The sequence below is a fragment of the Methylobacterium sp. D48H genome (assembly GCF_053345715.1).
In genome coordinates, this window is record NZ_JBKFAP010000001.1 from 709162 (window position 1) to 734137 (window position 24976).

The following is a 24976-nucleotide window of genomic DNA, read 5'->3' on the forward strand; positions in this document are numbered from 1 at the left end:
GGCATCTCCCGGGTGAGGCCGCGCGCGGGACCGCCCCCCGGCGAGCCCGGCTCCCGCGGGAGCGCGGGGGCAACGCCCAAGGACGCGAGACGGGTTCCGTCGCGGCGGCGCGCCTCAGCTCTTTCGCGCGATGACGGCGACGTAGAAGCCGTCGGTCACGGTCCGCAGCGGGCTCATCTGGATCCCGTGGGCCGTCTTCCGCACGGCTGACCGGAGCGAATCCGGCCCTATTGCCAGCACCTCGTCCGCGGGGACGACGTCGAAGCGGCCGCGCCAGCCCGACAGGAGGCCGGAGACGGCGGCGTCGTTCTCCGCCGAGAGCAGCGAGCAGGTGATGTAGACGATCCGGCCGCCGGGCCTGACGAGCCGCGCCGCCCGATCGAGCACCTGGGCCTGCTCGGCGGTCCGCAGCGCGAGGCTTCCGGGCCGCAGCCGCCATTTGGCATCCGGATTCCGGCGCCACGTGCCGGACCCGGTGCAGGGCGCGTCGACCACCACCCGGTCGACCTTGCCGTCGAGATCCTCCAGGACGTCGGCGCGCGCCTTGCCGCTGCGCGGGGTTCGCACCTCGGCCAGCGCACCGGACCGGCGCAGGCGCTCGTGGATCGGCGCGAGCCGGCGCGGATCGCCGTCGGTGGCGATCAGGCGGGCGCCGTTGCCGGTCTCCGCCGCGAGGGCCAGGGTCTTGCCGCCGCCGCCCGCACAGAGGTCGACGATGGTCTCGCCGGCGCGCGGCGCGGCGAGGAGCGCGGCGAGCTGCGAGCCCTCGTCCTGGATCTCGTACCAGCCCTCCAGGAACTCGGCCTCGACGTGGAGCGCCGGACCGCGCCCGTCGGCGCCGATCGGGACGCGCAGGCCCGCCGGCGCGTGCGGTGTCGGCGCGGCGTCGTAGGCCGCGAGCGCCGGCAGGATCGCGTCGCGGTCGCCGCGCAGGGCGTTCACGCGGATATCGAGGGGCGCGCGCCGCGCCAGCGCCTTCAGCTCCGGAACGAGGTCGTCGCCGAGCGTGGCCGCGAGGTCCGGGAGCACGAAGGCCGGCGCGTCGCCCGCCACCTCCGGCGGCGCATCCTGCAGCGTCCCGCCGTCGAGGCGCGCGCGCTCGTCGTCGCTGAGCGGGGCCGGCGCGAAGCGCTCGCCGGTGAACAGGGCCGCGACCGAAGCCGCCGCGAGCCCCTGCTGCAGGCGCAGTGTGCCGATGAGGACGGCGCGCGGCGTGTCCGCGCCCATGATCCAGGCCGCCGACGCCCGCCGCCGCAGGGCGTCGTAGACGAGGCTGGCGATGCCCGCGCGGTCGCCCGAGCCGGCGAAGCGATGGGCGAGACCCCAGTCCTTCAGGGCGTCGGCGGCCGGCCGACGCCGCTCGGCGATATCGGTGAGGACTTCGATGGCGGCGGAGCAGCGAGCGGCGGGGGTCAGAGTTCGGATCCTTAGGAGTGCGTCAATGACGACGTGAAACGGCCACGCTTGGCCCACGATGCCGCCACGTTACGGCCGAGCTTCCTGCACCTTCGCGGCGCAGACCGTGCTGCGGTCGGTCCGCCGTGCGGGCCGCCGCGTGTCGTATGGCATCCGCCCGCCCCGGACCAGACCGGTCCGTCGCCGGGCGCATCCCGGGAGTACCCCAGCCCATGACGTCCACCGTTCGCGTCGCCCTCGCGGCCCTGGTCACCGCCTCACTCGCCGCCTGCGCGAGCGCGCCCGCCGCCCAGCCGGAGCTGACGCCGGTGCCGCGTCCGCGGGTCGATGCCAAGACGCAGCTCGAATACGGCAACCCGCCCCCGCCGCCGCCCGGCCGCTACTGAAGCGTCCGCGCGGGGCGCGGCTCAGGCCGCCTCCCGCGCCCGGCGGGCCTCGTAGGCCTTGAGGCCGGTATAGACCGCGGCCAGGAGCGGGAACGGCACCTCCGGCGCCAGCCGCTGGCCGCGGGCGATCAGGTCGCCGATCACGTGGTCCGCCTCGATGCGACCCCGGTTCTCGATGTCGCGCAGCATCGAGGCCGTGAAGGTGGACCCGGCCGCCGTCAGCTGCGCCCGCGCCCGCTCCGCCACCACGGCCCGCGGCTCGAAGCCGCTGGCCGCGGCAACGGTCGTGCACTCCGCGTGCAGCGCCGCGATCAGCGCGGCGCCCTCGGGTGCCGCCACGATGTCGCCGACCGCGGCGCGCATCAGCGTGGTCGCCCCGGCGAGCGTCGCCAGGAACACCCACTTCTCCCACATCTCCTGCAGGATCACGTCGCTCAGGCGCGGCTGGAACTTGAGGCCGCGCATCAGCGCGTCGACCGCCTCGATCCGCGCCGAGCGCGACCCGTCCCGCTCGCCGTAGGTGATGCTGCACAGCTCGCTCATGTGGCGGATCGCGCCGTCCGGCGCGAGCGTCGCGGCGATCGCGCACGAACCGCCGAGAACGCGGTCCGTACCGAACCGGGCGTCGAGCACGTCGAGATGCGACACGCCGTTGAGCACGGGCAGGATCGCGGTGTCGGGGCCCACGGCCGGCGCGAGGTCAGCGACGGCGCTGTCGAGGTCATAGGCCTTGCACGACAGCAGGATCAGGTCGAACCGCCCGGCCCCGGCCAGCCTATCGGCCGTGACGGTGGGCGGAGCGGGCAGGTGCAGGTCGCCGAGCGGCGAGCGGACGTTCAGGCCGTCCGCCGCCAGCTTCGCCGCCCGGGCCGGCCGGACCAGGAAGGTGACGTCGGCGCCCGCCTCGGCGAGGCGCGCCCCGTAATAGCCGCCGGTCGCGCCGGCCCCGACGATCAGCGTGCGCATCGATGCCTCAGGTCCGCGACGGGTAGTTCGGGCTCTCGCGGGTGATCGTCACGTCGTGGACGTGGCTCTCGCGCAGGCCGGCATTGGTGATGCGGATGAACTGCGCCCGCTCCTGGAACTCGGGGATCGTGGCGCCGCCGACGTAGCCCATGGCGGCGCGCAGGCCGCCGGCGAGCTGGTGCAGGACGTTGCCGACCGGGCCCTTGTAGGGGACCTGCCCCTCGATGCCCTCCGGCACGAGCTTGTGCGTGTCGTTCACCTCGGCCTGGAAGTAGCGGTCGGCCGAGCCGCGGGCCATGGCGCCCACCGAGCCCATGCCGCGGTACGACTTGTAGGAGCGGCCCTGGTAGAGGAACACCTCGCCGGGCGCCTCGTCGGTGCCGGCGAGCAGCGAGCCGAGCATCGCCACGGAGGCGCCGGCCGCGATCGCCTTGGCGAGGTCGCCCGAATACTTGATGCCGCCGTCGGCGATGACCGGGACGTCGGCCTCGCCGGCCGCCTCGACCGCCTCCATCAGCGCGGTGAGCTGCGGCACGCCCACGCCCGCCACGATGCGGGTCGTGCAGATCGAGCCCGGGCCGATGCCGACCTTGATGGCGTCGGCGCCGGCATCGATCAGCGCCTTGGCGCCGTCCCGCGTCGCGACGTTGCCGGCGATGACCTGAACGGCGTTCGAGAGCTGCTTCACGCGGGCCACGGCATCGAGCACCTTGATCGAGTGGCCGTGGGCGGTGTCGACCACGATCACGTCGCAGCCGGCGTCGATCAGGCGCTCGGCCCGCTCGAAGCCGCTGTCGCCCGTCGTCGTGGCGGCGGCGACGCGCAGGCGGCCCTGCTCGTCCTTGACGGCGTTCGGGTAGGCGACGCGCTTCTCGATGTCCTTGACGGTGATCAGGCCGATGCAGCGGTAATGGTCGTCGACGACCAGCAGCTTCTCGATCCGGAACTGGTGGAGCAGTCGCTTGGCCTCGTCCTGGGTCACGCCCTCGCGGACCGTGATCAGGCGGTCGCGGGTCATCAGCTCGGCGACCGGCTGGTTGGAGTTCGTCGCGAAGCGGACGTCGCGGTTGGTCAGGATGCCGACTAGCTTGCCCCGCGAGCCGTTGGGGCCGCGCTCGACCACCGGGATGCCGGAGATCCGGTTGAGCTTCATCACCTCGAAGGCGTCGGCGAGCGTCTCGTCGGGGTGGATGGTGATGGGGTTCATCACCATGCCGGACTCGTACTTCTTGACGAGGCGGACCTGCTCGGCCTGCTCCGGCGGCTCGAGGTTGCGGTGGATGACGCCCATGCCGCCGTTGGCCGCCATGGCGATGGCCATCGGCGCCTCGGTGACCGTGTCCATCGCCGAGGCGAGGATCGGCAGGTTCAGCGGAATCGTGCGGGTCAGCCGCGAGGCGACGCTGACCTCGGTCGGCATCACCGAGGAGGCGGCGGGCCGCAGGAGCACGTCGTCGAAGGTGAGTCCCTCGATGATCGATGCGGTTTCTACTCGGGCCATGTGCCAACTTTCCTCGGACGGCAGCGCGCGTGGAGGCCGCGCTGCGGGATCGGGTTGGCAAGTGCCAGTATCACGGGCTCCGCGAAGGCGCCAATGCGCGGTTGATGCGTCGCAGCGCGAAAACGCGCATGGCTCGAGGCTTATCCACGCCCGCTCGACGGGCGCGTCAGTGCCATGAACGGACGTCCGCGGTCAGACGCGGAGTCGGCGCGGGCGCCTCAGCGCATCGCCGGCGTGGCCGGGCCCTTGTCGGTGTATTCGGGCGGCAGGCCGATATAGTCGCCGAGCATGCCGTCGATGCCCGGCGCGCGGCCGAAGGCCTCGCAGTCCGGGTCGAGGGGCGCCTCGCCCAGGGTGGTGATGCGGATCCGGTCCCAGGTCGGGATCGTGTTAGGCGCGGTGAACGGGTCGTCGCCGGTCGCCAGCAGGTAGCCGAAATCCTGGCCGAACTCGCCTGCGAGGTCGTAGGCGTCGCTGGCGCGGGAGAAGCGCGGCTGGCTGGTGAAGGAGTTGGCCGCTCCGCCCCAGACCATGGCGGCCCGCTGCTCGCGGCGCCGGTCCAGAGCCTCGGCCTCGACCGTCAGGCTCCCGAGCCCGATCGGCACGCGCGGGATCGGCACGCGCCCGACACCCTCGGCGAAGCTCAGGCCGAGCTGCGAGGCGACCGTCACGCCCGCCGAGCCCGCGATGGTCGCGCCGGCACCGAGAAGGTCCGTCGGATCGACGCGGGTGACCTGCGCCCGCACGGTCAGGTCGGCGTCGCGGCTGGTGACGATGTCGTACTTCAGCGACAGGTCGTAGCACAGCGCCCGGTCGGCGGCGTTGGCGATGAGCCGCCGCTCGGCGGCCGTCAGCGGGGCGGCGCCGGACACGTCGGCGTGGAACGCCGTCGGGATGATGCGGACGGTGCGGGCCCTCGCTAGGGCCGGCCGGTCGACGTAGATCCGCGAGGCCGAGGCGACCTGATCGCTGGACTTGAGCCGGTCGTAGCGCGTCAGCGAGCCGCGATCGTTGAGCAGGACAGTGCCGCAGGCGGCGACCATCGAGAGAAGGGCGACGCCGGCGGCGATCCGCGCCACGGAGCGGACCTTGCTGGGGCTGGGCTGCATCGAAATCCTCGCGCGCCGGCCCCGGGCCGGCTGGAGCGGCCTCACGGACGCGTGATGGAAACTTAGCCATTGGCGCACCCGCAAAAAAGGTGGCTCCGCGCCGCGGCTCAACCTCTGTTGCACGATGGATACATTCGCGAAACACGAAGGTGCGAGGTGGCCGCGCTGCCGTGCAACCGCGGCGGCGCGACATGCGTCTGCTGTATGATGCCCGCAACCACCCAAAGACCGCTCTGGATCGTCCCCCTGACGGTCGCCACCGCGCTGTTCATGGAGAACACCGATTCCACGGTGATCGCCACGGCGCTCCCCAGCATCGCCGCGAGCCTCCACGAGGACCCGATCGCCCTCAAGCTCGCGCTGACCTCTTACTTGGTCAGCCTCGCGATCTTCATCCCGGTGAGCGGCTGGATGGCGGACCGGTACGGGTCGCGGACGGTGTTCCGCGCGGCCCTCGTGGTGTTCATGGCCGGCTCGCTCGCCTGCGCGGCCGCGAACGGCCTCGCGTGGTTCGTCGCCGCGCGGTTCCTCCAGGGCATGGGGGGCGCCATGATGGTGCCGGTCGGGCGCCTCGTGGTGCTGCGCAGCGTGCCGAAATCGCAGCTCGTGACGGCCCTCGCCTACCTGACCTTCCCGGCGCTGGTCGGCCCGGTGCTCGGTCCGCCGGTCGGCGGCCTGATCACCACGTGGTTCGACTGGCGCTGGATCTTCTTCATCAACCTGCCGATCGGCTGCGCCGGGATCGTGCTGGCGAGCCTGTACTTCGAGGACGTGCGGGAGCCGGAGCGGCCGCCCCTCGACCTGCTCGGCTTCGCGCTGCTCGGGACCGGCCTCGCCGCCCTGATGCTCGGCCTCGCCTCCCTCGGCCGCCACCTGCTGCCGGCGGAAATCTCCTGGGGCTGCCTCGCCGCGGGCGCGGTGCTCCTGCCGCTCTACTGGGCACATGCCCGGCGGGTGCCCTACCCGATCGTCCGCCTCGACCTGATGCGGCGGCCGACCTTCCGGGTCGCGGTGCTCGGCGGCAGCCTGTTCCGGATCGGCACCGGGGCGATCCCGTTCCTGCTGCCGCTGATGCTGCAGGTCGGCTTCGGGCTCGACGCCCTGCAGTCGGGCCTGATCACCTTCGCGGCGGCGGCCGGGGCGATGTTCGTGAAGACCCTGGGGCCGCGGATCCTGCGCCGCACCGGCTTCCGCGCCCTGATGGTCTGGAACGCCCTCCTGGCCTCGGCCTTCCTGGCGGTCAACGGGTTCTACACCGCGCAGACGCCCCACTGGATCATGGTGATCCTGCTGTTCGTCGGCGGCTGCTCGCGCTCTATCCAGTTCACCTGCGTCAACGCCATCGCGTACGCCGACCTCGAATCGAAGGAGATGAGCGCGGCCACGAGCTTCGCCAGCGTCTTCCAGCAGCTGTCGCTCAGCCTCGGCGTCACGCTGGGCGCGCTGGCGCTCGAGGGGAATGCCGGGTTTCACGGCCGAACGGAGATCCAGGCCTCGGATTTCGGGCCGGCCTTCTTCGCCGTCGCCGTGATCTCGGCGGCCTCGGCACTGGCCTTCCGCAACCTGTCGCCGGATGCCGGCGCGGAGATCTCCGGGCGGAAGATGGCTGCCGCGCCGCCCGCCCCGACGACCGAGATGAGGCCGCGGCACGGCTGATCAGGCCGCGGCGCCGGCCGGCGGCCGGCCGGCAGCGCGTTTGCCGGCGTTCCGCGGCACGCTACCCTTGCCGGAACCCTTCGCGGGGGCGGCCTTCGCGCTCGGCGCCGCGGCGCGGGTTCCCGCGCGCCAGCCCTGCCAGCTGAGCGCGCCCGGACCGTTCAGGGCGTACATGAGGAACCCGCCCGCGAGGCCGAGATCGGCCAGCATCAGCGTGCGCTCGGCGACCGCGGCGGGTCCCACATAGTACCAGAACGGGTGGAGCACGCAGGCCGTCACGACGGCGAAGAGCGCGAGCGCCAGCCCGGTGAGCCCCGGCAGGACGCCGAGGATCAGGGCGAGCGGTCCGAACACCTGCACCACCACGGCGGCGGTGGCGACGCCGTTGGGAAACGGCATCCCGGCCCCCGCGAGCGCCAGCGCGAACCCCGACACGTTGAGCGTCCGGGCGATCCCGGTCGGCAGGAGCGCGGCGGCCAGCAGCAGGCGCGCGACGAGGAGGGTTCCGTCCTGGGCGCGGGCGAGCATCGGCGTGTCCGGTCGGGTGGATCAGGACGGCAGTTTTGCAACTTTCCGCTGAAGACCCCGTTAAGGACGCCGCCTCAACCGACGCCTCAACCGCCGACGCCGCCGCGGAACAGCCGGCCGCGCTCGGTCCAGGCGACCACGAGGAGCGACAGGGCGCCGAGACTCGCGTAGCCGATCGCCACGGGGAGCACCGTGCCGTCGAAGGACTGGCCGATCAGGAAGCCGCAGAACGCGCCCAGGATCGTGGTGTAGAAGCCCAGGAACGACGAGGCCGTGCCGGCGATGGCGCCAAGGGGCTCCAGAGCGAGGGCGTTGAAGTTCGGCATCGCGAAGCTGATCAGGAACTGGTTCACCGCGAGGACCGACAGGAACAGGGCCAGCGGCGGGTGGCCGTGATAGGCCAGCCCGACGCCGACCTGCGCGAGGCCGACGAGCGTGAAGGCGATGACGCCGCCGTGCGACATCGCCCGCATCCCGAGCCGCCGGACCACGCGGGCGTTGATCAGGGTCGCCGCGCCCATGGCGCCCGCCACGAGCCCGAAGGCCAGCGGGAAGAGCGGGCCGAGGTGGTACAGGCCGGTATCGAAAACCTGCTGGGCCGAGCCGACGTAGCCCATGATGCAGCCGGTCATCAGTCCGAGCGCGGTGGCGTAACCGACGGCGACGCGGGTCTTCAGCGTCAGGCGGATCGCCTCCCAGGTCGCGGCCGGCGAGAGCGGCCGGCGGTATTCCGGGTGCAGCGTCTCGGGCATCCGCAGCGAGAACCAGATCGTCAGCCAGAAGGCGAGGACCAGCATCGAGACGAAGACGTAGACCCAGGAGCCCAGCGCCAGCATCATGCCGCCGATCGCCGGTGCGATCATCGGGACGATCAGGAACACCATCATGGTGAGCGACATGACGCTCGCCATCTCGCGGCCCGCGAACCGGTCGCGCACGATCGCCACCGACAGCACCCGCCCGCCGGCGGCGCCGATGCCCTGGATGATCCGGGCGGCGAGCAACCAGCCGAAGCTCGGCGCCACCATGGCGAGGAAGCAGCCGATCACGTAGACGGCGAGGCTCGCCAGCAGCACCGGCCGTCGCCCGAGGGCGTCGGAGACCGGCCCGTAGACGATCTGCGCAAAGCCGAAGCCGATCATGTAGACGTAGACGAGGAGCTGCAGCCGGTTGGGGTCGGCCACCGCGAACCGCGCCTCGATGGCCGGGAAGGCGGGCAGCAGGTTGTCGATGGAGATCGCCGTCACCGCCATCATCAGGGCGATGATGGCGACGAACTCGGCGAAGCCCGGCCCCGACCAGGGCCGCGGGGCGCGGACGTCCTGGACCGGCGGCACGGGCCGAATCGCGATGGTCACGGCGGGCTCTCGGGGTGCGCGGGAACGGGCCGATCAGGGCTCGTCCTTCACGGCACAGTTGTGACAACCCTGCCCGCGCCGCGCAGTTCAGGCCGGCAGCGGGCGCAGGGCCGGCGCCTCGGGCTTGCGGCCCACGAAGGCGGCCATCAGGGCGGCGACGAGGCAGAGCAGGCCGGCCGCCACGAAGGCGCCGAGATAGGTGCCGCTCTCGGTCCGGACCATGCCGGCGAGCCACGCCGCGGACGCCGCGCCGATCTGGTGCGCGGCCGCGATCCAGCCGAACATCAGCGCGGCGTTCTCCTCCCCAAAGGATTTGCCCGCGAGCTGAACGGTGGGCGGCACGGTGGCGATCCAGTCGAGGCCGTAGAAGACCGCGAACAGCGACAGGCCGTAGAAGCTGTAGTCGAAGGAATAGGGCAGGAAGATCAGCGAGAGTCCGCGCAGCCCGTAGTACCAGGCCAGGAGCTTGCGCGAGTCGAACCGGTCGGTGAGCCAACCCGACGCCGTAGTGCCAATCAGGTCGCAGATCCCCATCAGCGCCAGCAGGCTGGCGGCCGTGACCTCGGCGATGCCGTGATCGATGCAGGCCGGGATCAGGTGGGTGCCGATCAGGCCGTTGGTCGAGGCGCCGCAGATGAAGAACGTGCCGGCGAGCAGCCAGAAATCCCGGGAGCGCAGGCCGATGCGCAGGCCGCGGAGCGCCCGCACGGCCGGGTTCTCGGTCAGCACCGGCGTCGGCGTCACCGCGTCCTCACCGTAGCGGGGCAGGCCGAGATCCGCAGGCCGGTCGCGCAGGAGCAGGGCCGCCAGCGGGATCAGCGCCAGGGTCGCAGCGGCGACCACCAGGGAGACGGAGCGCCAGCCCTGCCCCACCGCGATCGAGGCCAGCATCGGCAGGAAGACGAGCTGGCCCGTGGCGCTGCTCGCGGTCAGCAGGCCGAGCACGAGACCCCGGCGCTTGGCGAACCAGCGCCCGGCCACGGTGGCGCCGAGCACGTTGGCCACCATGCCGGAGCCGGATCCGACGACGAGGCCCCAGAGCAGGACCATCTGCCAGGGTGCGGTCATCAGGCTCGTGGCGGCGGTGCCGATCGCCAGGATCAGGAGTGCGCCGCAGACCGAGCGCCGCAGGCCGAACCGCTCGATGATCGCCACCGCGAAGGGGCCGATCATCCCGTACAGGAAGATGTTGAGCGCGATGCCGACGCCGATCGTGGCCGCGGTCCAGCCGAATTCCCGCTCCCAGGGGACGATCAGCACGCTCGGCGTGGCGCGGACACCGGCCCCGACGAGCAGGACCAGGAAGGTCACCGCGACGACGATCCAGGCGTAGTGCAGGCGCGACCCGGGGCGCGTCTCTGTCAGGGCGGTCATGGACGGGCTCCGGAAGCGGGGCGGATCGGTCAGGCGGCGGAGATCAGGGACTCCGCCAGGGCGGAGACGGTCGCGGGATCGACCCGGGCGTTGATACGGCTCTGCGCCTCGCGCCAGTAGGGCGTCGCGGCCGCGAGGGCCTCGCGACCCGACGCGGTCAGGGACACGCGGCGCTCGCGCGGATCCGCCGCGCCGGGCGTGACCGAGACGAAGCCGCGGCGCTTGAGCGGGTCGAGGTTGCGGCCCATCGTGGTGCGCTCCAGCGCCGCCTCGGCGGCGAGGCGGGAGACCGGGACCGGTCCGAGCCGGTCCAGCAGCCGCAGGATCGCGAACTGCGTCACGCGGAGCCCGGTCGGCTTCAAGGCGGCGTCGTAGATCGCCGTCAGCGCCCGCGTGGCGCGACGCAGGGCGGAGCAGGTGCACGGCTCGGGTGACGAAGCGCTCATGGTATGGGTGTATATGCACGCATCGGGCGTTCGGCAAGGCGAAGCTGACGGTTTGCAGCGATCGACACCCGTTGGCCCGGAAACGGGCGGGCGCTGTCATCGACACGGCCGGTCACGCTGCTATCGCTTGGGCGAGTGACCCGGTTCGGGAGAAGCGCGATGACACTCGAGACCGCGACGGCGTTGTCCTCCTCGGAGCAGAAGACGGCCCGCACCGGGCTGATTGAGGCGGCCGCCGACATCGTCACCGAGCAGGGCGGACCGGGCGGCTTCGTCCGCGACCTGTTCGGCCGCGTGACTCCGGAGGATCTCGCCCCCTACGACGCCTCCGTCCTGGCGGATCTCGCCGCCCGCGCCCGTGCCTTCCTGTCCGAGCCGCGGAGGCCGGGCGACCCGGCGCGGCTGCGCCTGAGCGACAGCCAGCTGGTGCGCGACGGCCGTGCGCGCGAGACGACGGTCCTGGAGGTGATCAACGACAACCGTCCGTTCCTGCTGGACTCGACCCTGGCCGAACTGACCGAGCAGTGCCTCGCCCCGCAGCTCGTGGCCCACCCGATCCTCGGGGTGGAGCGCGACGGTGCCGGCGGGCTCATCCGGGTGGTCGGGGAGACGACCGCGGACGCGCAGGGCAGTCTCGCGCGCGAGAGCTTCATCCACATCCACCTCGACCCCGTGGCGGCCGAGACCGGCGAGCGGCTCCTGAACGCCCTCGCGACGGTCTACCGGGATGTCGCCTTGGCGAGCGACGACCACGACGCCATGCTGGCGCGCCTCACCGACCTCGCCGCCGATCTCGGGCGCGGGCCGACCCCGATGCCGGAACCGGAGACCGAGGAGGCGCGCGCCTTTCTCGAATGGCTGACCGACGGCCAGTTCCTCATCCTCGGCATGCAGGAGCACGGCATCGCCGGCGACGCCCACCCGCTGGTCGAGGGGTCGAGCCTCGGCGTGCTCCGCGATCCCGGCGCGACGCCCCTGCGCCGCGGCCGGACGCCGGTGGACTACACGCCGGAGATCCTCGCCTTCCTGGAAGAGCCGCAGCCGCTGATCATCACCAAGGCCAGCGTGAAGTCCCGGGTCCACCGCTCGGCCTACCTGGACTATATCGGCGTCAAGCTGTTCTCCGGCCTCGGCAAGCTGTCGGGCGAGGTGCGGATCGTCGGCCTGTTCACCGCCTCCGCCTACACGAGCCCGGCCCGCGAGGTTCCGGTCCTGCGCCGGAAGGTGGAGGCCGTCGTCCAGCGCGCCGGCCTCGATCCGACGAGCCATGCGGGCCGCAGCCTCCTCGCCGTGCTGGAGAGCTACCCGCGGGACGAACTCTTCCAGATCGACGGCGAGCGGCTCTACCGGTTCACCCTGGCCATCGCCGCCCTGGCCGACCGACCGCGGGTCCGCGTGCTGTCCCGGCCCGACCGGTTCGGCCGCTTCGTGTCGCTGCTCGTCTACGTCCCGAAGGACCGCTACGATTCCGCGATCCGGGGACGGATCGGCAGCTACCTCGCCGAGACCTACGGCGGGCGGCTCAGCGCGTCCTACCCCGACTACCCGGAAGGCTCGCTCGCCCGGATCCACTACATCATCGGCCTGCCCGATCAGGGCAGCCCCGAGCACGATCCCGCCTCCCTGGAGGCCGGGATCGTCGCGCTGGTCCGGACCTGGGGCGACGCGCTGCGGGCGGCGCTGGCCGAATCCCAGGGGGGCGACCGCGCGCGGCAACTCGCCGCCCGCTACGGCGACGCGTTCTCGGCCGCCTATCGGGACAATTTTCAGCCTGAGGTCGCCGTCGCCGACGTGACGATCCTCGACAGCCTCGGCGAGACGCAGCCGCGGGCCGTCCATCTCGATCGGCGGCCCAGCGACCCCGCGGCGCAGGTCCGCCTGAAGGCGTTCTCGCGCGGCACGGCGATCGCGCTGTCCGACCGGGTCCCGGCGCTCGAGAATCTCGGCTTCCGTGTCATCAACGAGCGCACGTACCAGATCGCGCCGTCCGGGACGGACGAGGCCGCGCGGGTCTGGCTGCACGACATGCTGATCGAGCGCGCCACCGGCGCCCCGATCGACCTCGCGGCGCTGGAACGCCCGCTGGAGGCCGCGATGCTGGCCATCGCGGACGGCATCGCCGAGTCCGACGGGTACAACCGGCTCGTCCTTGAGGCGGCTCTCCCCTGGCGGGAGGCGGCCCTGCTCCGGGCCCTGGGCCGCTACCTGCGCCAGCTGCGAATCCGCTACGGGCAGGACTACCTCGCGGGCACGCTGAGCCGCCACGCCGGGATCGCGCGCGCGATCGTGGCGCTGTTCCGCGCCCGGTTCGACCCGGCGCTCACCGGTGACCGGACCGCCCAGGAGGCCGGGGTACGCGCCGAGATCGAGACGGCGCTCGCCGAGGTCACGAGCCTCGACGACGACCGGATCCTCCGCCGGTTCGTCAACCTCGTCGAGGCGGCGGTGCGGACGAACTTCTACCAGACAGGCGCCGACGGGCAGCCGCGAGAGACGATCAGCTTCAAGTTCGCCTGCGCCAAGGTGACGGCGATGCCGCTGCCGCGGCCGTTCTTCGAGATCTTCGTCTACTCGCCCCGCGTCGAAGGCGTGCACCTCCGCTTCGGCTACGTGGCCCGCGGCGGCCTGCGCTGGTCCGACCGGCCGGAGGATTTCCGCACCGAGATCCTCGGCCTCGTGAAGGCCCAACAGGTGAAGAACGCCGTGATCGTGCCGGTGGGCGCCAAGGGCGGCTTCTTCCCGAAGAGGCTGCCGCCGGCCTCCGACCGCGCCGCCTGGATCCAAGAGGGGACCGAGAGCTACCGGATCTTCATCCGCACGCTGCTCGAACTGACCGACAACATCGTCGACAACGCCATCGTGCCGCCGCCCGACACGGTGCGGCACGATCCCGACGACGCCTACCTGGTGGTCGCCGCCGACAAGGGCACCGCCACCTTCTCGGACATCGCCAACGCCCTCTCGCTGGAGAAGGGCCACTGGCTCGGCGACGCCTTCGCGTCCGGCGGCAGCCAGGGCTACGACCACAAGGGCATGGGCATCACCGCCCGCGGCGCCTGGGAGGCGGTGCGCCGGCATTTCCGCGAGATCGACGTGGACGTACAGACCGACCCGATCACCACGGTCGGCGTCGGCGACATGTCGGGCGACGTCTTCGGCAACGGCATGCTCCTCTCCGAGAGCATCCGCCTGATCGCGGCCTTCGACCACCGCGACATCTTCCTCGACCCGAACCCGGACGCCGCGGCGAGCTTCGCCGAGCGGCGGCGCCTGTTCGATCTGGGGCGGTCCTCCTGGGCGGATTACGACAAGAGCCTGATCTCGGAGGGCGGCGGCGTGTTCCCGCGCAGCCTGAAGACCGTGCCGCTCTCGGAAGCGATCCAGTCCGCGCTGGGCTTCGACCGGTCCGAGGCGACGCCCACCGAGCTGATGCAGGCGATCCTGAAGGCGCCGGCCGACCTGCTCTGGTTCGGCGGCATCGGCACCTATGTCCGGGCCACCACCGAGACCGACGAGGATGCCGGCGACCGCGCCAACGACGCCCTGCGCATCACTGGGCCGGAGCTGCGCGCGAAGGTCGTCGGCGAGGGCGCCAATCTCGGCCTGACGCAGCGCGGGCGCATCGAGGCGGCGCGCGCGGGCGTCCGCCTCAACACCGACGCGATCGACAACTCGGCCGGCGTGAACACCTCGGACGTCGAGGTGAACATCAAGATCGCGCTGATGACGCCGGAGCGGGACGGCAGGCTCAGCTACGAGGCGCGCAACACCCTGCTCGCTGACATGACCGATGACGTCGGGCGCCTCGTGCTGCGCAACAACGAGTTGCAGACGCTCGCCCTGTCCCTTGCCCAGCGCGGGGGGCTGGGGGAGACCGGCTTCGCCATGCGGACGATGCAGGCACTGGAGGCGGAGGGCCGGCTCGACCGGGCGGTGGAGTTCCTGCCGGACGACGGCACGCTCGCCGAGCGCATGCGCCGGAACGAGGGGCTGACCCGCCCGGAATACGCCGTGCTGCTCGCCTACGCGAAGCTGTCGCTGCACGACGCGATCCTCGAGAGCGCCGTGCCGAACGACCCGTACTTCGACCGGGAGCTGCAGCGCTACTTCCCGAAGGCCCTGCGCGAACGCTTCCCCGACGCCGTCAAGGGACACCGCCTGCGCCGCGAGATCATCGCCACGGCGCTCGCCAACATCATCGTCAACCGGGGCGGCCCGTCGCTGGTGACGCGCCTCGTCGACGGCACCGGCGCGGACGCCGCGACCATCGCCAAGGCCTACGCGGTGACCCGCGACGCCTTCGGCCTGATGGAGCTGAACCTCGCCATCGACGGCCTCGCCGGTCGGGTTCCCGGCCAGGGCCAGCTCGACCTCTACGCCGAGGTGCAGGATCTGCTGACGAACCGGATCGTCTGGTTCATCCGCAACCTCGACCTGGGCGGCGGCCTCGCCCCGGTGGTCGCCCGCTACCGAGACGGCATCGCCGCCGTGGAGGCCGCCCTCCCCAACGTGCTCGGCGACGAGGCGCTGGCGACGATCGGCGCCCGCGCGGCGGAGCTGACCGGGCACGGCATGGCCCCGGCCCAGGCGCGGCGCCTCGCCTCGCTCAGCGCGCTGGTCTCCGCCCCCGACATCGTCCGGGTCGCGGAGGCCAGCGGCCGGCCGGTCGAGGAGGTCGCGGCCACGCATTTCGCCCTGGAGCACGCCTTCCGCCTGGACGACCTCGCCGCCGCGGCGCGGACCGTCCCGGTGGCCGACACGTTCGACCGCGTGGCCCTGGAGCGCGCGGGCGCCGGCATTGCTGCCGCGCACCGCAAGCTGACGGCCGAGGTCGTGGCGGATCTCGGCGCCGGGCCGGACGCGGTTGAGGCCTGGATCCGGGCGCGCGGCACCTCGCTCGCCCGGATCCGCGAGGCCGTAGACGCGATCAGCGCCTCCGGCCTCACGGTCTCCAAGGCGACGGTGGCGGCGAGCCTGCTCGGCGACCTCGTCCGGGCCGACTGATCGATCAGGCCCCGGGCGCGGATGCCGGTATGACGCTCCGGCGTCCGCGGCCGACCGCGGTGAGCACCAGTCCGAGCCCGGCGAGCGACACCGCGGCGGCGATCAGCGGCAGCTGGCCGTAGCCGGCCCCGAGGGTCAGCGCCGTGCCCCCGATCCAGGCGCCGGTGGCGTTGCCGAGGTTGAACGCGCCCTGGTTCAGCGTGGAGGCAAGGTTCGGCGCGTCGCTCGCCGCCTCCACGACCCAGATCTGGAGGGGCGAGACCAGGGCGAAGACCAGGCCCGACCAGAGCACCACGACCGCTACCGTGAGCGCCGGATGGTGCGCGACCGCGGCGAGCACCAGCAGGGCCGCCACGATGCCCAGGAAGCTGCCGACGATGGTGGCCATCGGGCCCCGGTCGGCCAGATGCCCACCAAGGAGATTGCCGACGGTCAGGCCCGTGCCGGCGGCGAACAGCACGCCGGTCACGCCCTGCGGCGTGAAGCCGGTCACGCCGGTCAGGAACGGCGTGATGTAGGTGAACACCGTGAAGAAGCTCACCGAGGACAGCGTCGAGATCAGCATCGGCCGCAGCACCGGCCAGCGCCCGAGCGCGCGAAACTCGCTGACGAGCCGGCCGCGGGTCCCGGGAAGCCCGTCCGGCACGCAGAGCTGGATCGCGAGCCCGGCCGCGAGCCCGATCACGACCACCGCCCAGAAGGTCGAGCGCCAGCCCGCCTCCTGCCCGAGCGCGGTGCCCAGCGGCACGCCGAGCACGTTGGCGAGGGTGAGGCCCGCGAACATCAGCGAGACCGCCTGCGTGCGCTTCTCCCGCGGCACGAGATCCCGCGCCACAACGGCGCCGATGCCGAAGAACGCGCCGTGCGCGAAGGCCGTCAGGATTCGCGCGGCCATGAGCAGGGCGTAACTCGGCGCCAGCGCGCAACCGAGATTGCCGGCCAGGAACACCGCCATCAGCGCCAGCAGCGCGGTCTTGCGCGGCAGGCCCGCGGTCGCGATGGCCACGATCGGCGCGCCCACGACCACGCCCATGGCGTAGCCCGAGACGAGATAGCCGGCCTGGGGAATGGTGACGCCGAAGCTCTGCGCCACCTCCGGGAGCAGGCCCATGATGACGAATTCGGTCGTGCCGATCCCGAACGAGGCGACGGCGAGGGCGAGGATCGGCAGGGGCGGCACGGGGACGTCCTTCGGCGCGGGCTGAGCTCGATGGTGCAGAGCAGCATCGCAGCGCGGTCGCCGATGGATAGCGTCGGAGGCGCGGCGCACAGTTGCGCGGCGCGCAAGGGCCGCGTCGCGGATACGACGCGGCTTAGCCCCCTCTCGGACCTCTCACTCAGCCGGTACCTTCTTCCGCCTCCGCGACTTCGCAGTCGGCGCAGGGGGCGCCTCGATGGTGGCCGCGGCCCCTCCGCGGGTCTTCCGGCGCTGCTGTCCGAGCCCGAGGGCGCGTGCCAGCTCCGATCGCTGCGCCGAATAGCTCGCCGCGGTCATCGGATAGTCCCGGGGCAGGCCCCACTTCTCCCGGTAGGCTTCGGGCGTCAGGCCGCGCAGCGTCAGGTGACGCCGGAGCGTCTTGTACGGCTTCCCGTCCTCGAAGCTGACGATGTGATCATTCGTGACTGATTTGCGGATCTGCGACGGACTGAGCTTCTCGACGCTCGAGTTCGCGGCGCGACCTTGAGTTGTCAAACTGTTCAGCGCCGCGTGGATACCGCCGATCAATCCGGGAAGTTCGGAGACCGGAACGGAGTTGTTCGACACGTAAGCGGCGACGATATCGACCGCGAGCCCGATCGCCGGGCTGAGCTCACTGCCTGCGTTCTCACTCACGGCAAACCTCAGGAGTTACAATCATTCAGGCCGATCAATTCCTCTCGGAGTCGACCGAAGTCTGAACCTATGTAGCATAGTGCATGAAATAGCTCAAACGTATTCGTGATCGACAGGTGAGATCGGATCGATGGGCCGCAAACCTTCCGCCCTTCCGCCCTTCCGCCGTTGACGGGGCATTAACCACGTCGCCGCTAGGGTTCGTTAACCATACCGGCACTGTTTCGGGGTGGTGTGACCTGTAATCTCCGCGCTCTGGTGTCGGGGACTTTGGCGGAGACCGGCATCAGGTGCGGACGGCGGCTGACCGGTGGGAACGGCGGAGGATGCGGCTCGCCGCCGCGGCGCTCGGCGTCACGCTCGCGGCACCGGCGGCAGCCCAGCGGTTCGACGCGACCAGCCCGGTTACCGGCCAGCCCGACAATCCCGGCATCGGCCAGGACACGGGCCCGAACGGCCTGCCCACACTCAAGCGCACCATCCCGGACGGCCTGAGCCGCGACCAGAATCGCGGGGCGCTCGGCGGCGACGCGGCGGGCGGCGAGCAGACCGGCGGTGACAGCCTCCGGTCGCCGCTCTCGCCCCCCCCGCAGACGCAGATCTCGGGTCAGCCCGGCGTGTCCCAGCTCAGCACCCGCGTCACCACAGGGGGACGGCGCACCGGCGGATCTTCGACGGCACCGGCCAATCTCGCGCCGTCGACTCTCCTGCGCACGCGCGCCGCTCCGCCGCGGCGGATCGGCTCGGCGACGCGGCGGGTCACTCAGGACGTTACGCAGATCCCGCCGCCGGCGCTGCGGCTGACGCCGGTGGTCCAGCAGGCGGTCGTCGGGGTCCCGAACCCGCAGATCGTGACGCCGATCCGGCCGATCCTCCCGTTCCAGTCGATCGCGCCGGCCCTCGGCCTCCTGACCCCGGGCTTCATCCTCGGCACCGACCTAGCGCGCGCGATCCCCACCGATCCGGCCTACGCGCCGATCGGCTATCAGGTCGGCACCTTCACGGTCCTGCCCACCTTCGCCCAGAGCGTCGGCTACGATTCGAACCCGGACCAGACCACCCGCCAGATCGCCAAGGGCTCGGTCGCGCTGCGCACCGACGCCACGGTCGACTTCCGGAGCAACTGGTCCTCCAGCTCGCTGCAGGGCTCGCTCCGGGGCTCGTACCTCGAGACCCCGCAGAACGAGGCCGCGAGCCGCCCCGCGGCAGACGGCGTGGTCCGGCTGCGCATCGACGCCAACCGGGACCTGCGCATCGACGCGGAGGGGCGGTTCTTGGTGGACACGCAGCGCACGTCGAGCGCCAACCTCCAGGCTGCCACCGCCACGACACGGCCGCTCCTGGCCGTCTACGGCGGTTCGCTCGGGGCGACGGAGACGTTCAACCGCCTGTCGGTCACCCTGCGCGGGTCCGTCGACCGCTCCGAGTTCGACAATGCGCGTTTGGCGGACGGGACGATCGTCAATCAGTCCGACCGCAACCTGAACCAGTACAGCCTGCAGCTGCGCACGGCCTACGAGATCAACCCGGATTTCAGCCCGTTCATCGACCTGCTCGGCGACACGCGCGTCTACGACCGCCGCTTCGACGCGACGGGCGTCCGGCGCGACTCGGACGGCATCGCGGTCGCCTTCGGGACGAGCATCGGCCTCGCGCGCTCGGTGACGGGCGAGATCTCCGCCGGCATCCAGCATCGGACCTACGTCGATCCGAGCCTGCGCGACATCAACGCGCCGTTGCTCAACGCGGCCCTGGTCTGGGCGGCGAGTCCGCTCACGACCGTCCGTCTCACCGCCGCGACCGGCGTCACCGAGACGACGATCCCGGGCTCCAGCGGCGTGCTCACCGAGGTCGCGACGCTCGAGGTGCAGCACGACCTGCTGCGCAACCTCTCGATCGTCCTCGGCGGATCGTATCTCCGGAACGACTACCAGAGCAGCAGCATCCGCGAGAACGGGTTCTCGGCGACCGCGCGGCTCGACTACCACTTCACCCGCTGGCTGACCCTGCGCGGCACGTACATCTATCAGAAGTTCGACAGCACGGTCGCCGGGTCCAGCTTCCGGGAGAACACCTTCCTGCTCGGCCTGCGCGTGAATCCCTGAGGCGGCCTCAGAACCGCTCCGTCCAGGGACGCAGTTCCAGTTCGGAGGTCCAGGCGCTCCGATCCTGGCGCAGGAGGTCGCGATAGGCCCTGGCGATGGCGTCGGGATCGAGATGGCTGTCGGGGGCCTCCGGCGGCTCGCCGCCGCGGGCCGGATTGCGGATGGCGCCGTCGATCACGATGTGCGCGACGTGGATCCCCTGGGGCTGCAATTCCCGGGCGAGGCTCTGACCCAGTCCCCGCAGCGCGAACTTCCCCATCGCGAACGGGGCCGATCCCGCGAAGCCCTTCACGCTCGCCGAGGCGCCGGTGAGCAGGATCGCGCCGTGGCGATGCGGCAGCATGCGGCGCGCCGCGGCCTGCGCCACGAGGAAACCGCCATACGCGGACACCATCAGCGCCTGGGCAACCGCGTCCGGGTCGAGATCGGCGACCGGGCCGCGGAGACGACCGCTCGCGTTGTAGACGACGACGTTCGGCGGACCGCCGAGCGCCGGCTCCAGGCGAGCGAACAGCGCCTCGACCTCAGCGGGCTGGCTGGCGTCGCAGGTATGGACCGCCGCGCCGGTTTCCGCCGCCAATGCGGCGAGCTTGTCGACGTTCCGGGCGGCGAGGCCGATCGTCATGCCGTCGGCGGCGAGCAGGCGCGCGAGCGACGCGCTGAGGCCGGAGCCCGCCCCGACGATCAGGGCTCTGGAATAGGTCGGGATCATCGTCTCCTCCTCTGCTGACCCGCCCAGGGCCGATGGGAACCTGTCCGCCCGCCCCGCGTCAGTCGCGGCGCTGCACGAAGAACGCCCGGAGCAGATCGGCCGCCTCGCGCTCGCGGAACCCGCCGTAGACCTCCGGCACGTGGTGGCAGGTCGGCTGATCGAAGACGCGCGGCCCGTGCTCGACCCCACCCCCCTTCGGATCGGCCGCGCCGTAGTAGAGCCGCCGGATGCGCGCGAAGGATATCGCGCCCGCGCACATCGGGCACGGCTCCAGGGTGACGTAGAGATCGCAGCCGACGAGGCGCTCGGTGCCGAGGGCCGCGCAGGCCGCGCGGATCGCCAGGATCTCGGCGTGCGCCGTCGGGTCGTGCAATGCGCGCGGCCGATTATGTGCCACCGCCAGGATGGCCCCGTCCCGGACAACCGCGGCGCCGACCGGGACCTCCCCGGCAGCGGCCGCGGCGCGGGCGGCCGCGAAAGCGTGATCGAGCGCGGTCAGCGGTCCGGACGTTTCCGCCCGTGCCGGATGGATCGGATCGGCAGCCAAGCTGTTCTCATCCCACTGACGCGACGGCCCCGGGGCGGCGGGCTGGCCTGACCCAAGTCAATGTTAAGGCCTGGAACATTCCGCCGACCGTGACCGTTTCAGGAACCAGTGCGGCGCCGCCGCAGATCGAACAAGAGGACAACGCCATGAGCAGCACCACCGACAAGATCAAGGGCGTCGCCAACGAGGCCGTCGGCAAGGCCAAGCAGGGCATCGGCGACGTGACCGGTAACGACAAGCTCAAGGCCGAAGGTGCCGCCCAGGAACTCAAGGGCAAGGCCCAGGGCACCGTCGGCGACGCCAAGAGCGCGGTGAAGTCCGCCACCGACAAGCTCTGATCGTCGAGCGCGACCGGAACGGAACCCGCCTCGGGCGGGTTCCCGAACTGAACCGACCCGAATAACGCGAGGATGCCATGATCGGCTGGGCTGTCACGTTTCTCGTCGTCGCTCTCGTGGCGGCGCTCCTCGGTTTCGGCGGCATCGCCGGCACGGCGATGGAGGCGGCCAAGATCGTCTTCTTCGTGGCGATCGCGCTGTTCCTGATCTCCGCCGTGTTCGGCGTGATGCGCGGGCGCTCGCCGAGACTCTGACGAATGCGGGTCTTCGACCCGCCATCCAAGTCTTCGAGGCGGTCCCGACGGGCCGCCTCTTCGCGTTGAGGCGACTCGCACCGGTGCACAACCCGTCTCGCCTGTCGGAACCGGCTCTGATAAGCGGCAGGCATGAGCGACTTGCCGAACGACGATAAGCCGGAGGGGACCGCCCGTCCGGCCCCCGAGTCAGCGCGCACCGAGAGCTGGGCACCGCCCACCGATGCGGGCCGTGCCGATGCCGACACCGAGCGGCCGGCCAGTTCTGCCGCGAAGAAGACGGCGCGGAAGGCCAAGCCGCAGCCCGCCCCGCAGGCGGAGCCTCTGCCAGAGCCGCAGCCGGAGCCAGGCCCCGAGGCGTCCGCGGACGCCGAAGCCCTGATCGAGACGCCGCCCGGCGAGCGCATCGCGAAGGCGATGGCACGGGCCGGCGTCGCCTCGCGGCGCGACGCCGAGACGATGATCCTGGCCGGACGCGTCAGCGTCAACGGCGAGACTCTGACGTCCCCGGCCCGCAACGTCACCGAGAACGACCGGATCCTGATCGACGGCGAGCCGATGCCGTCGCGGGAGCGCAGCCGCCTGTGGATCTTCCACAAGCCGCGGGGCGTAGTGACGACCGCCCGGGACCCGGAGGGCCGCCAGACGGTGTTCGACGTGCTCCCGGAGGATCTGCCCCGGGTCGTGGCGGTCGGACGGCTCGACATCAACACCGAGGGGCTGCTGCTGCTCACCAATGACGGCGGGCTCGCCAAGGTGATCGCGCATCCCGACACGGGCTGGCTGCGCCGCTACCGAGTCCGCGCCCACGGCGACACCGATCAGGCGCAACTCGACCGGCTGTCCAAGGGCGTCACCATCGACGGGATGGAGTACGGCCCCGTCGAGGCGACCCTCGACCGCGTGCAGGGCGACAACGTCTGGCTGACGCTGGGCCTGCGCGAGGGCAAGAATCGCGAGGTGAAGCGCATCCTCGAGCATCTCGGACTGTCCGTGAACCGGCTGATCCGGCTCTCCTTCGGGCCGTTCCAGCTCGGCGACCTGGAGGTCGGCCTGGTCGAGGAGGTGCGGACCCGCGTCCTCAAGGATCAGCTCGGCAAGAGCCTCGCCGAGCAGGCCGGCGTCGATTTCGACAGTCCGGTCCGCGAGCCGATCTCGCCGTTCGGCGGCACCCGCCCGGCGGATCGGGACGCCCAATCGGCGCAACCGGCGCCGTCTAGGCGCAATGCCGCGCGTCCCGCGCCGGCGCCCCGCGTCTCGACCGGAGGCACCGGTCCCGGACCGCGCAACTCCGCGTGGCGCGACGAGGACGCGGCCAAGCCGCGGGGGACGCGCATTCCCCGGCGCGGCGCGGATCCCCGGGCCGCGCAGGCGGCCGCGGCAGAACGCGGCCGCGAGCGCGTCGGCTCGATCCGGGCCGGCGACCGCCGGGTCGTCGTCGAGCGCCTGTCCGCAACGCCGGCGGAGCCCGAGCCCGTCGCCAAGCCGAAGCGCCGCTTCGCCGACCGAGGGATGCCGGAGAGGCAGGAGCGCCCCGCCGGTCGGCGCGATGAGCGCCGCGGCGATGAGCGCCCGCGCCGCGAGAGCGCGCGGAGCGAGGCTCCGCGGGACGAGCGGCGATTCGACGAGCGCGGGGGCAAGCCCGGGGGCCGGCGCGACCGACCGTTCGACGCCGGGCCGGCGGAGGGCGCGTCGCGGAAGCCAGGCGGCTTCCGCGGCCAGAAGCCCGCTGCCGCCGGGGGCAAGCCCGCGTTCGGTGGCCCGAAGACCGGGGGTGCGCGTCCCGGCGGAAGCCGCCCCGGTGGCAAGCCCGGCGGTTTCGCCGGCAAGGGGGCTGGCCAGGGTCGGCGCAACGGACCCGCGGGCGGGTCGGACACGGGCGGTCGTCCCGGTGCTCGTCCCGGTGCGCCGCGCGGGGGCGGCAAGCCCGGCGGCGGCCGGCCGCCGCGCGGGACGCGGTGAGGATCGTCGGCGGCGCGTGGCGAGGCCGCAGGCTCGCCACGCCGCGCACCGACGCCATTCGGCCGACATCGGACCGCCTGCGGGAATCGTTGTTCAACGTGCTCGCCCACGCCTACGACGACGCCGTCGCCGGCGCCCGGGTCCTCGACCTGTTCGCCGGTACGGGTGCCCTCGGCTTCGAGGCGCTCTCGCGGGGCGCCGCCTACGCCCTCCTCGTCGACGAGGGCGCCGAGGCGCGCGCGGTGATCCGCGAGAACATCGAGGCCCTGGGTGCCGAAGGCGTGACGCGCCTGTTTCGGCGGGACGCGACCCGTCTCGGCCCGGCCTCCACGGCGGGCACCTTCTCGCTGGTCTTCTGCGATCCGCCCTACGGCCGTGATCTCGCGCCGCGCGCCCTGAAAAGCGCCGCCGAGGGCGCCTGGCTGGCGCCCGGGGCTCTCATCGTCGTCGAGGAGGTCGAGGCCGCGCAGGTCGTCTGGCCGGCCGGCTTCGCGGAACTGGAGCGGCGCGTCTACGGGGATACGGCCGTGGCGATCGCCCGATTCGCCGCCTGAATCGTGCTTAGTCCCGATCGCGGGAAGCCGGATCCGTAGCGCCGACCTGAGACCCGAAATGGATCGCCAGCCAGACGGTGGGTGAGTCGGTCCACTCCACCCGGTGCCGACGATGCGGCGCGATCAGCACGGCGTCGCCCGCGACGAGGCGACGGGCCTCCGCCTCGTCGGCGAACCGAAGGTCGGCCGCGCCCGTCAGGACGGCGACCCACTCGGCATCCGGCTGGTCGTAGTAGAATCCCGGCGGGCTCGCCTGACCGGTAGAGACGATGCGCTCCACCCGCAGGCCCGGCTCGGAGACCAGGACCGACACGATCTCATCGTCCGCCCGGAGCGGCAGGTCGGCGAGCAGGTGGGTCACGCGCGTCGGGAGAGAGTCCATAATCCCGCCTGCAGGGACCGCACGGCGCCGGATCGGCACCGGGCAATGCCCGGATGTCAGGAATTGCGCGGAGCGCCGCCCGCCTGCGGTGCCGCGCCGTCCGACGTCTTGGTCTGACCGATCCGCGCCGCGGATTTGACGAGGGAGAGCACGTCGCGGCGCATCTGATCGTCGGCGATCTGATTGTAGGCCCGGAGCAGTTCGACGGCGCCGGCGACGCGCAGCAGCGCGGGACCGCTATCCGTCGTCGCCTCGGGCTCGGGCTCGAAGAAGCTCGAGACCGGAACGCCGAGCCGCTCGGCGATCGCCTGCAGGCGGCCGGCACCGACACGGTTCTTGCCGGTCTCGTACTTCTGGACCTGCTGGAAGCTGACGCCCAGCGCGCTGGCCAGCGCGGACTGGCTCAGTCCATTCGCCGCCCGAAGGAACGCGATGCGGCTGCCGACCCCGTGATCGATGGCTGTGGTCTGCTTCGGCTTGGGGGTTGGGTTCGCCATAGTTGGTAGTCCGGATGTTCTTGCTGTCTGCAGGCTTGCTCGCCCGG

General features: G+C 72.1%; 22 protein-coding genes. 8 read left to right on the forward strand and 14 right to left on the reverse strand.

Annotation, left to right across the window (positions count from 1 at the left end; translation table 11 throughout):
* Positions 1-114: 114 nt before the first annotated feature.
* Positions 115-1473 (reverse strand): RsmB/NOP family class I SAM-dependent RNA methyltransferase, encoded by a 1359-nt coding sequence (locus ACLBX8_RS03530; protein WP_447714620.1) that lies wholly within the window; start codon positions 1471-1473, stop codon positions 115-117.
* A gap of 155 nt (positions 1474-1628) precedes the next feature.
* On the opposite strand from ACLBX8_RS03530, the gene ACLBX8_RS03535 reads away from it, so the two are divergent.
* Positions 1629-1802, forward strand: coding sequence for a hypothetical protein (locus ACLBX8_RS03535; protein WP_165923052.1), 174 nt, complete (start codon positions 1629-1631; stop codon positions 1800-1802).
* Positions 1803-1823: 21 nt separating this feature from the next.
* On the opposite strand, the gene panE is transcribed toward ACLBX8_RS03535, so the two are convergent.
* From panE to ACLBX8_RS03550, 3 genes are all read right to left on the reverse strand, one after another.
* The gene (gene panE, locus ACLBX8_RS03540) at positions 1824-2768 is read right to left on the reverse strand and encodes a 2-dehydropantoate 2-reductase (RefSeq protein WP_447714621.1); all 945 of its coding nucleotides are present in this window, start codon (positions 2766-2768) and stop codon (positions 1824-1826) included.
* 7 nt (positions 2769-2775) lie between these two features.
* The gene (gene guaB, locus ACLBX8_RS03545; protein ID WP_020091461.1) at positions 2776-4269 is read right to left on the reverse strand and encodes an IMP dehydrogenase; all 1494 of its coding nucleotides are present in this window, start codon (positions 4267-4269) and stop codon (positions 2776-2778) included.
* A 218-nt stretch (positions 4270-4487) separates the two neighbouring features.
* Positions 4488-5378: a DUF3313 domain-containing protein gene (locus ACLBX8_RS03550; RefSeq protein ID WP_447697937.1), complete on the reverse strand. Its 891-nt coding sequence runs from the start codon at positions 5376-5378 to the stop codon at positions 4488-4490.
* Between the two features lie 207 nt (positions 5379-5585).
* Here ACLBX8_RS03550 and ACLBX8_RS03555 point away from each other — a divergent pair, with 207 nt between their 5' ends.
* Positions 5586-7034, forward strand: a complete 1449-nt coding sequence (locus ACLBX8_RS03555; protein ID WP_447714751.1) for an MFS transporter — start codon at positions 5586-5588, stop codon at positions 7032-7034.
* On the opposite strand, the gene ACLBX8_RS03560 is transcribed toward ACLBX8_RS03555, so the two are convergent.
* From ACLBX8_RS03560 to ACLBX8_RS03575, 4 genes are all read right to left on the reverse strand, one after another.
* Positions 7035-7562 carry a DoxX family protein gene (locus ACLBX8_RS03560; protein WP_447697938.1) on the reverse strand — a complete coding sequence of 176 codons (528 nt, stop codon included), beginning with the start codon at positions 7560-7562 and terminating at the stop codon, positions 7035-7037.
* A gap of 86 nt (positions 7563-7648) precedes the next feature.
* Positions 7649-8815, reverse strand: coding sequence for a multidrug effflux MFS transporter (locus ACLBX8_RS03565; protein ID WP_447698144.1), 1167 nt, complete (start codon positions 8813-8815; stop codon positions 7649-7651).
* 192 nt (positions 8816-9007) lie between these two features.
* Complete coding sequence (locus ACLBX8_RS03570; RefSeq protein WP_447697939.1) at positions 9008-10294, reverse strand: MFS transporter; 1287 nt, start codon at positions 10292-10294, stop codon at positions 9008-9010.
* A 29-nt stretch (positions 10295-10323) separates the two neighbouring features.
* Complete coding sequence (locus ACLBX8_RS03575; protein WP_447697940.1) at positions 10324-10740, reverse strand: MarR family winged helix-turn-helix transcriptional regulator; 417 nt, start codon at positions 10738-10740, stop codon at positions 10324-10326.
* Positions 10741-10899: 159 nt separating this feature from the next.
* On the opposite strand from ACLBX8_RS03575, the gene ACLBX8_RS03580 reads away from it, so the two are divergent.
* Positions 10900-15744: an NAD-glutamate dehydrogenase gene (locus ACLBX8_RS03580; protein WP_447714622.1), complete on the forward strand. Its 4845-nt coding sequence runs from the start codon at positions 10900-10902 to the stop codon at positions 15742-15744.
* Positions 15745-15748: 4 nt separating this feature from the next.
* Here the strand turns inward: ACLBX8_RS03580 and ACLBX8_RS03585 are convergent, their stop codons facing one another.
* Together ACLBX8_RS03585 and ACLBX8_RS03590 are read right to left on the reverse strand one after the other, a co-directional pair.
* The gene (locus tag ACLBX8_RS03585; RefSeq protein ID WP_020091453.1) at positions 15749-16924 is read right to left on the reverse strand and encodes an MFS transporter; all 1176 of its coding nucleotides are present in this window, start codon (positions 16922-16924) and stop codon (positions 15749-15751) included.
* Between the two features lie 153 nt (positions 16925-17077).
* A complete protein-coding gene (locus ACLBX8_RS03590; RefSeq protein ID WP_091678299.1) occupies positions 17078-17578 on the reverse strand; it encodes a MucR family transcriptional regulator in 501 nt (166 codons plus the stop codon).
* 326 nt (positions 17579-17904) lie between these two features.
* On the opposite strand from ACLBX8_RS03590, the gene ACLBX8_RS03595 reads away from it, so the two are divergent.
* The gene (locus tag ACLBX8_RS03595; protein WP_447714623.1) at positions 17905-19683 is read left to right on the forward strand and encodes an outer membrane beta-barrel protein; all 1779 of its coding nucleotides are present in this window, start codon (positions 17905-17907) and stop codon (positions 19681-19683) included.
* A gap of 7 nt (positions 19684-19690) precedes the next feature.
* Here the strand turns inward: ACLBX8_RS03595 and ACLBX8_RS03600 are convergent, their stop codons facing one another.
* Positions 19691-20395: an SDR family NAD(P)-dependent oxidoreductase gene (locus ACLBX8_RS03600; RefSeq protein ID WP_447697943.1), complete on the reverse strand. Its 705-nt coding sequence runs from the start codon at positions 20393-20395 to the stop codon at positions 19691-19693.
* A 58-nt stretch (positions 20396-20453) separates the two neighbouring features.
* Positions 20454-20942, reverse strand: coding sequence for a nucleoside deaminase (locus tag ACLBX8_RS03605; RefSeq protein WP_447697944.1), 489 nt, complete (start codon positions 20940-20942; stop codon positions 20454-20456).
* 146 nt (positions 20943-21088) lie between these two features.
* Here ACLBX8_RS03605 and ACLBX8_RS03610 point away from each other — a divergent pair, with 146 nt between their 5' ends.
* The 4 genes from ACLBX8_RS03610 (at position 21089) to rsmD (ending at position 24050) form a co-directional block, all read left to right on the forward strand.
* Positions 21089-21280, forward strand: coding sequence for a CsbD family protein (locus ACLBX8_RS03610; protein ID WP_020091448.1), 192 nt, complete (start codon positions 21089-21091; stop codon positions 21278-21280).
* A 77-nt stretch (positions 21281-21357) separates the two neighbouring features.
* Positions 21358-21534, forward strand: coding sequence for a DUF1328 domain-containing protein (locus tag ACLBX8_RS03615; RefSeq protein WP_012317097.1), 177 nt, complete (start codon positions 21358-21360; stop codon positions 21532-21534).
* A 132-nt stretch (positions 21535-21666) separates the two neighbouring features.
* The gene (locus tag ACLBX8_RS03620) at positions 21667-23496 is read left to right on the forward strand and encodes a pseudouridine synthase (RefSeq protein ID WP_447697945.1); all 1830 of its coding nucleotides are present in this window, start codon (positions 21667-21669) and stop codon (positions 23494-23496) included.
* Complete coding sequence (gene rsmD / locus ACLBX8_RS03625) at positions 23493-24050, forward strand: 16S rRNA (guanine(966)-N(2))-methyltransferase RsmD (protein ID WP_091978370.1); 558 nt, start codon at positions 23493-23495, stop codon at positions 24048-24050. The genes ACLBX8_RS03620 and rsmD overlap by 4 nt, the downstream gene beginning before the upstream one ends.
* Positions 24051-24057: 7 nt before the next feature.
* On the opposite strand, the gene ACLBX8_RS03630 is transcribed toward rsmD, so the two are convergent.
* Together ACLBX8_RS03630 and ACLBX8_RS03635 are read right to left on the reverse strand one after the other, a co-directional pair.
* A complete protein-coding gene (locus tag ACLBX8_RS03630; protein WP_447697946.1) occupies positions 24058-24432 on the reverse strand; it encodes a cupin domain-containing protein in 375 nt (124 codons plus the stop codon).
* Between the two features lie 56 nt (positions 24433-24488).
* Complete coding sequence (locus tag ACLBX8_RS03635; protein WP_056521969.1) at positions 24489-24929, reverse strand: helix-turn-helix domain-containing protein; 441 nt, start codon at positions 24927-24929, stop codon at positions 24489-24491.
* Positions 24930-24976: the final 47 nt, after the last annotated feature.

What these genes read in the sequence shown, in the direction of transcription:
- ACLBX8_RS03620 (WP_447697945.1), top strand. Translation starts at nt 21,667, where the DNA reads ATGAGCGACTTGCCGAACGACGATAAGCCGGAGGGGACCGCCCGTCCG.
- panE (WP_447714621.1), bottom strand. Translation starts at nt 2,768, where the DNA reads ATGCGCACGCTGATCGTCGGGGCCGGCGCGACCGGCGGCTATTACGGG.
- ACLBX8_RS03600 (WP_447697943.1), bottom strand. Translation starts at nt 20,395, where the DNA reads ATGATCCCGACCTATTCCAGAGCCCTGATCGTCGGGGCGGGCTCCGGC.
- guaB (WP_020091461.1), bottom strand. Translation starts at nt 4,269, where the DNA reads ATGGCCCGAGTAGAAACCGCATCGATCATCGAGGGACTCACCTTCGAC.
- ACLBX8_RS03575 (WP_447697940.1), bottom strand. Translation starts at nt 10,740, where the DNA reads ATGAGCGCTTCGTCACCCGAGCCGTGCACCTGCTCCGCCCTGCGTCGC.
- ACLBX8_RS03550 (WP_447697937.1), bottom strand. Translation starts at nt 5,378, where the DNA reads ATGCAGCCCAGCCCCAGCAAGGTCCGCTCCGTGGCGCGGATCGCCGCC.
- ACLBX8_RS03580 (WP_447714622.1), top strand. Translation starts at nt 10,900, where the DNA reads ATGACACTCGAGACCGCGACGGCGTTGTCCTCCTCGGAGCAGAAGACG.
- ACLBX8_RS03565 (WP_447698144.1), bottom strand. Translation starts at nt 8,815, where the DNA reads ATGGCGGTGACGGCGATCTCCATCGACAACCTGCTGCCCGCCTTCCCG.
- ACLBX8_RS03555 (WP_447714751.1), top strand. Translation starts at nt 5,586, where the DNA reads ATGCCCGCAACCACCCAAAGACCGCTCTGGATCGTCCCCCTGACGGTC.
- ACLBX8_RS03535 (WP_165923052.1), top strand. Translation starts at nt 1,629, where the DNA reads ATGACGTCCACCGTTCGCGTCGCCCTCGCGGCCCTGGTCACCGCCTCA.
- ACLBX8_RS03630 (WP_447697946.1), bottom strand. Translation starts at nt 24,432, where the DNA reads ATGGACTCTCTCCCGACGCGCGTGACCCACCTGCTCGCCGACCTGCCG.
- ACLBX8_RS03570 (WP_447697939.1), bottom strand. Translation starts at nt 10,294, where the DNA reads ATGACCGCCCTGACAGAGACGCGCCCCGGGTCGCGCCTGCACTACGCC.
- ACLBX8_RS03595 (WP_447714623.1), top strand. Translation starts at nt 17,905, where the DNA reads ATGCGGCTCGCCGCCGCGGCGCTCGGCGTCACGCTCGCGGCACCGGCG.
- ACLBX8_RS03615 (WP_012317097.1), top strand. Translation starts at nt 21,358, where the DNA reads ATGATCGGCTGGGCTGTCACGTTTCTCGTCGTCGCTCTCGTGGCGGCG.
- ACLBX8_RS03635 (WP_056521969.1), bottom strand. Translation starts at nt 24,929, where the DNA reads ATGGCGAACCCAACCCCCAAGCCGAAGCAGACCACAGCCATCGATCAC.
- ACLBX8_RS03560 (WP_447697938.1), bottom strand. Translation starts at nt 7,562, where the DNA reads ATGCTCGCCCGCGCCCAGGACGGAACCCTCCTCGTCGCGCGCCTGCTG.
- ACLBX8_RS03610 (WP_020091448.1), top strand. Translation starts at nt 21,089, where the DNA reads ATGAGCAGCACCACCGACAAGATCAAGGGCGTCGCCAACGAGGCCGTC.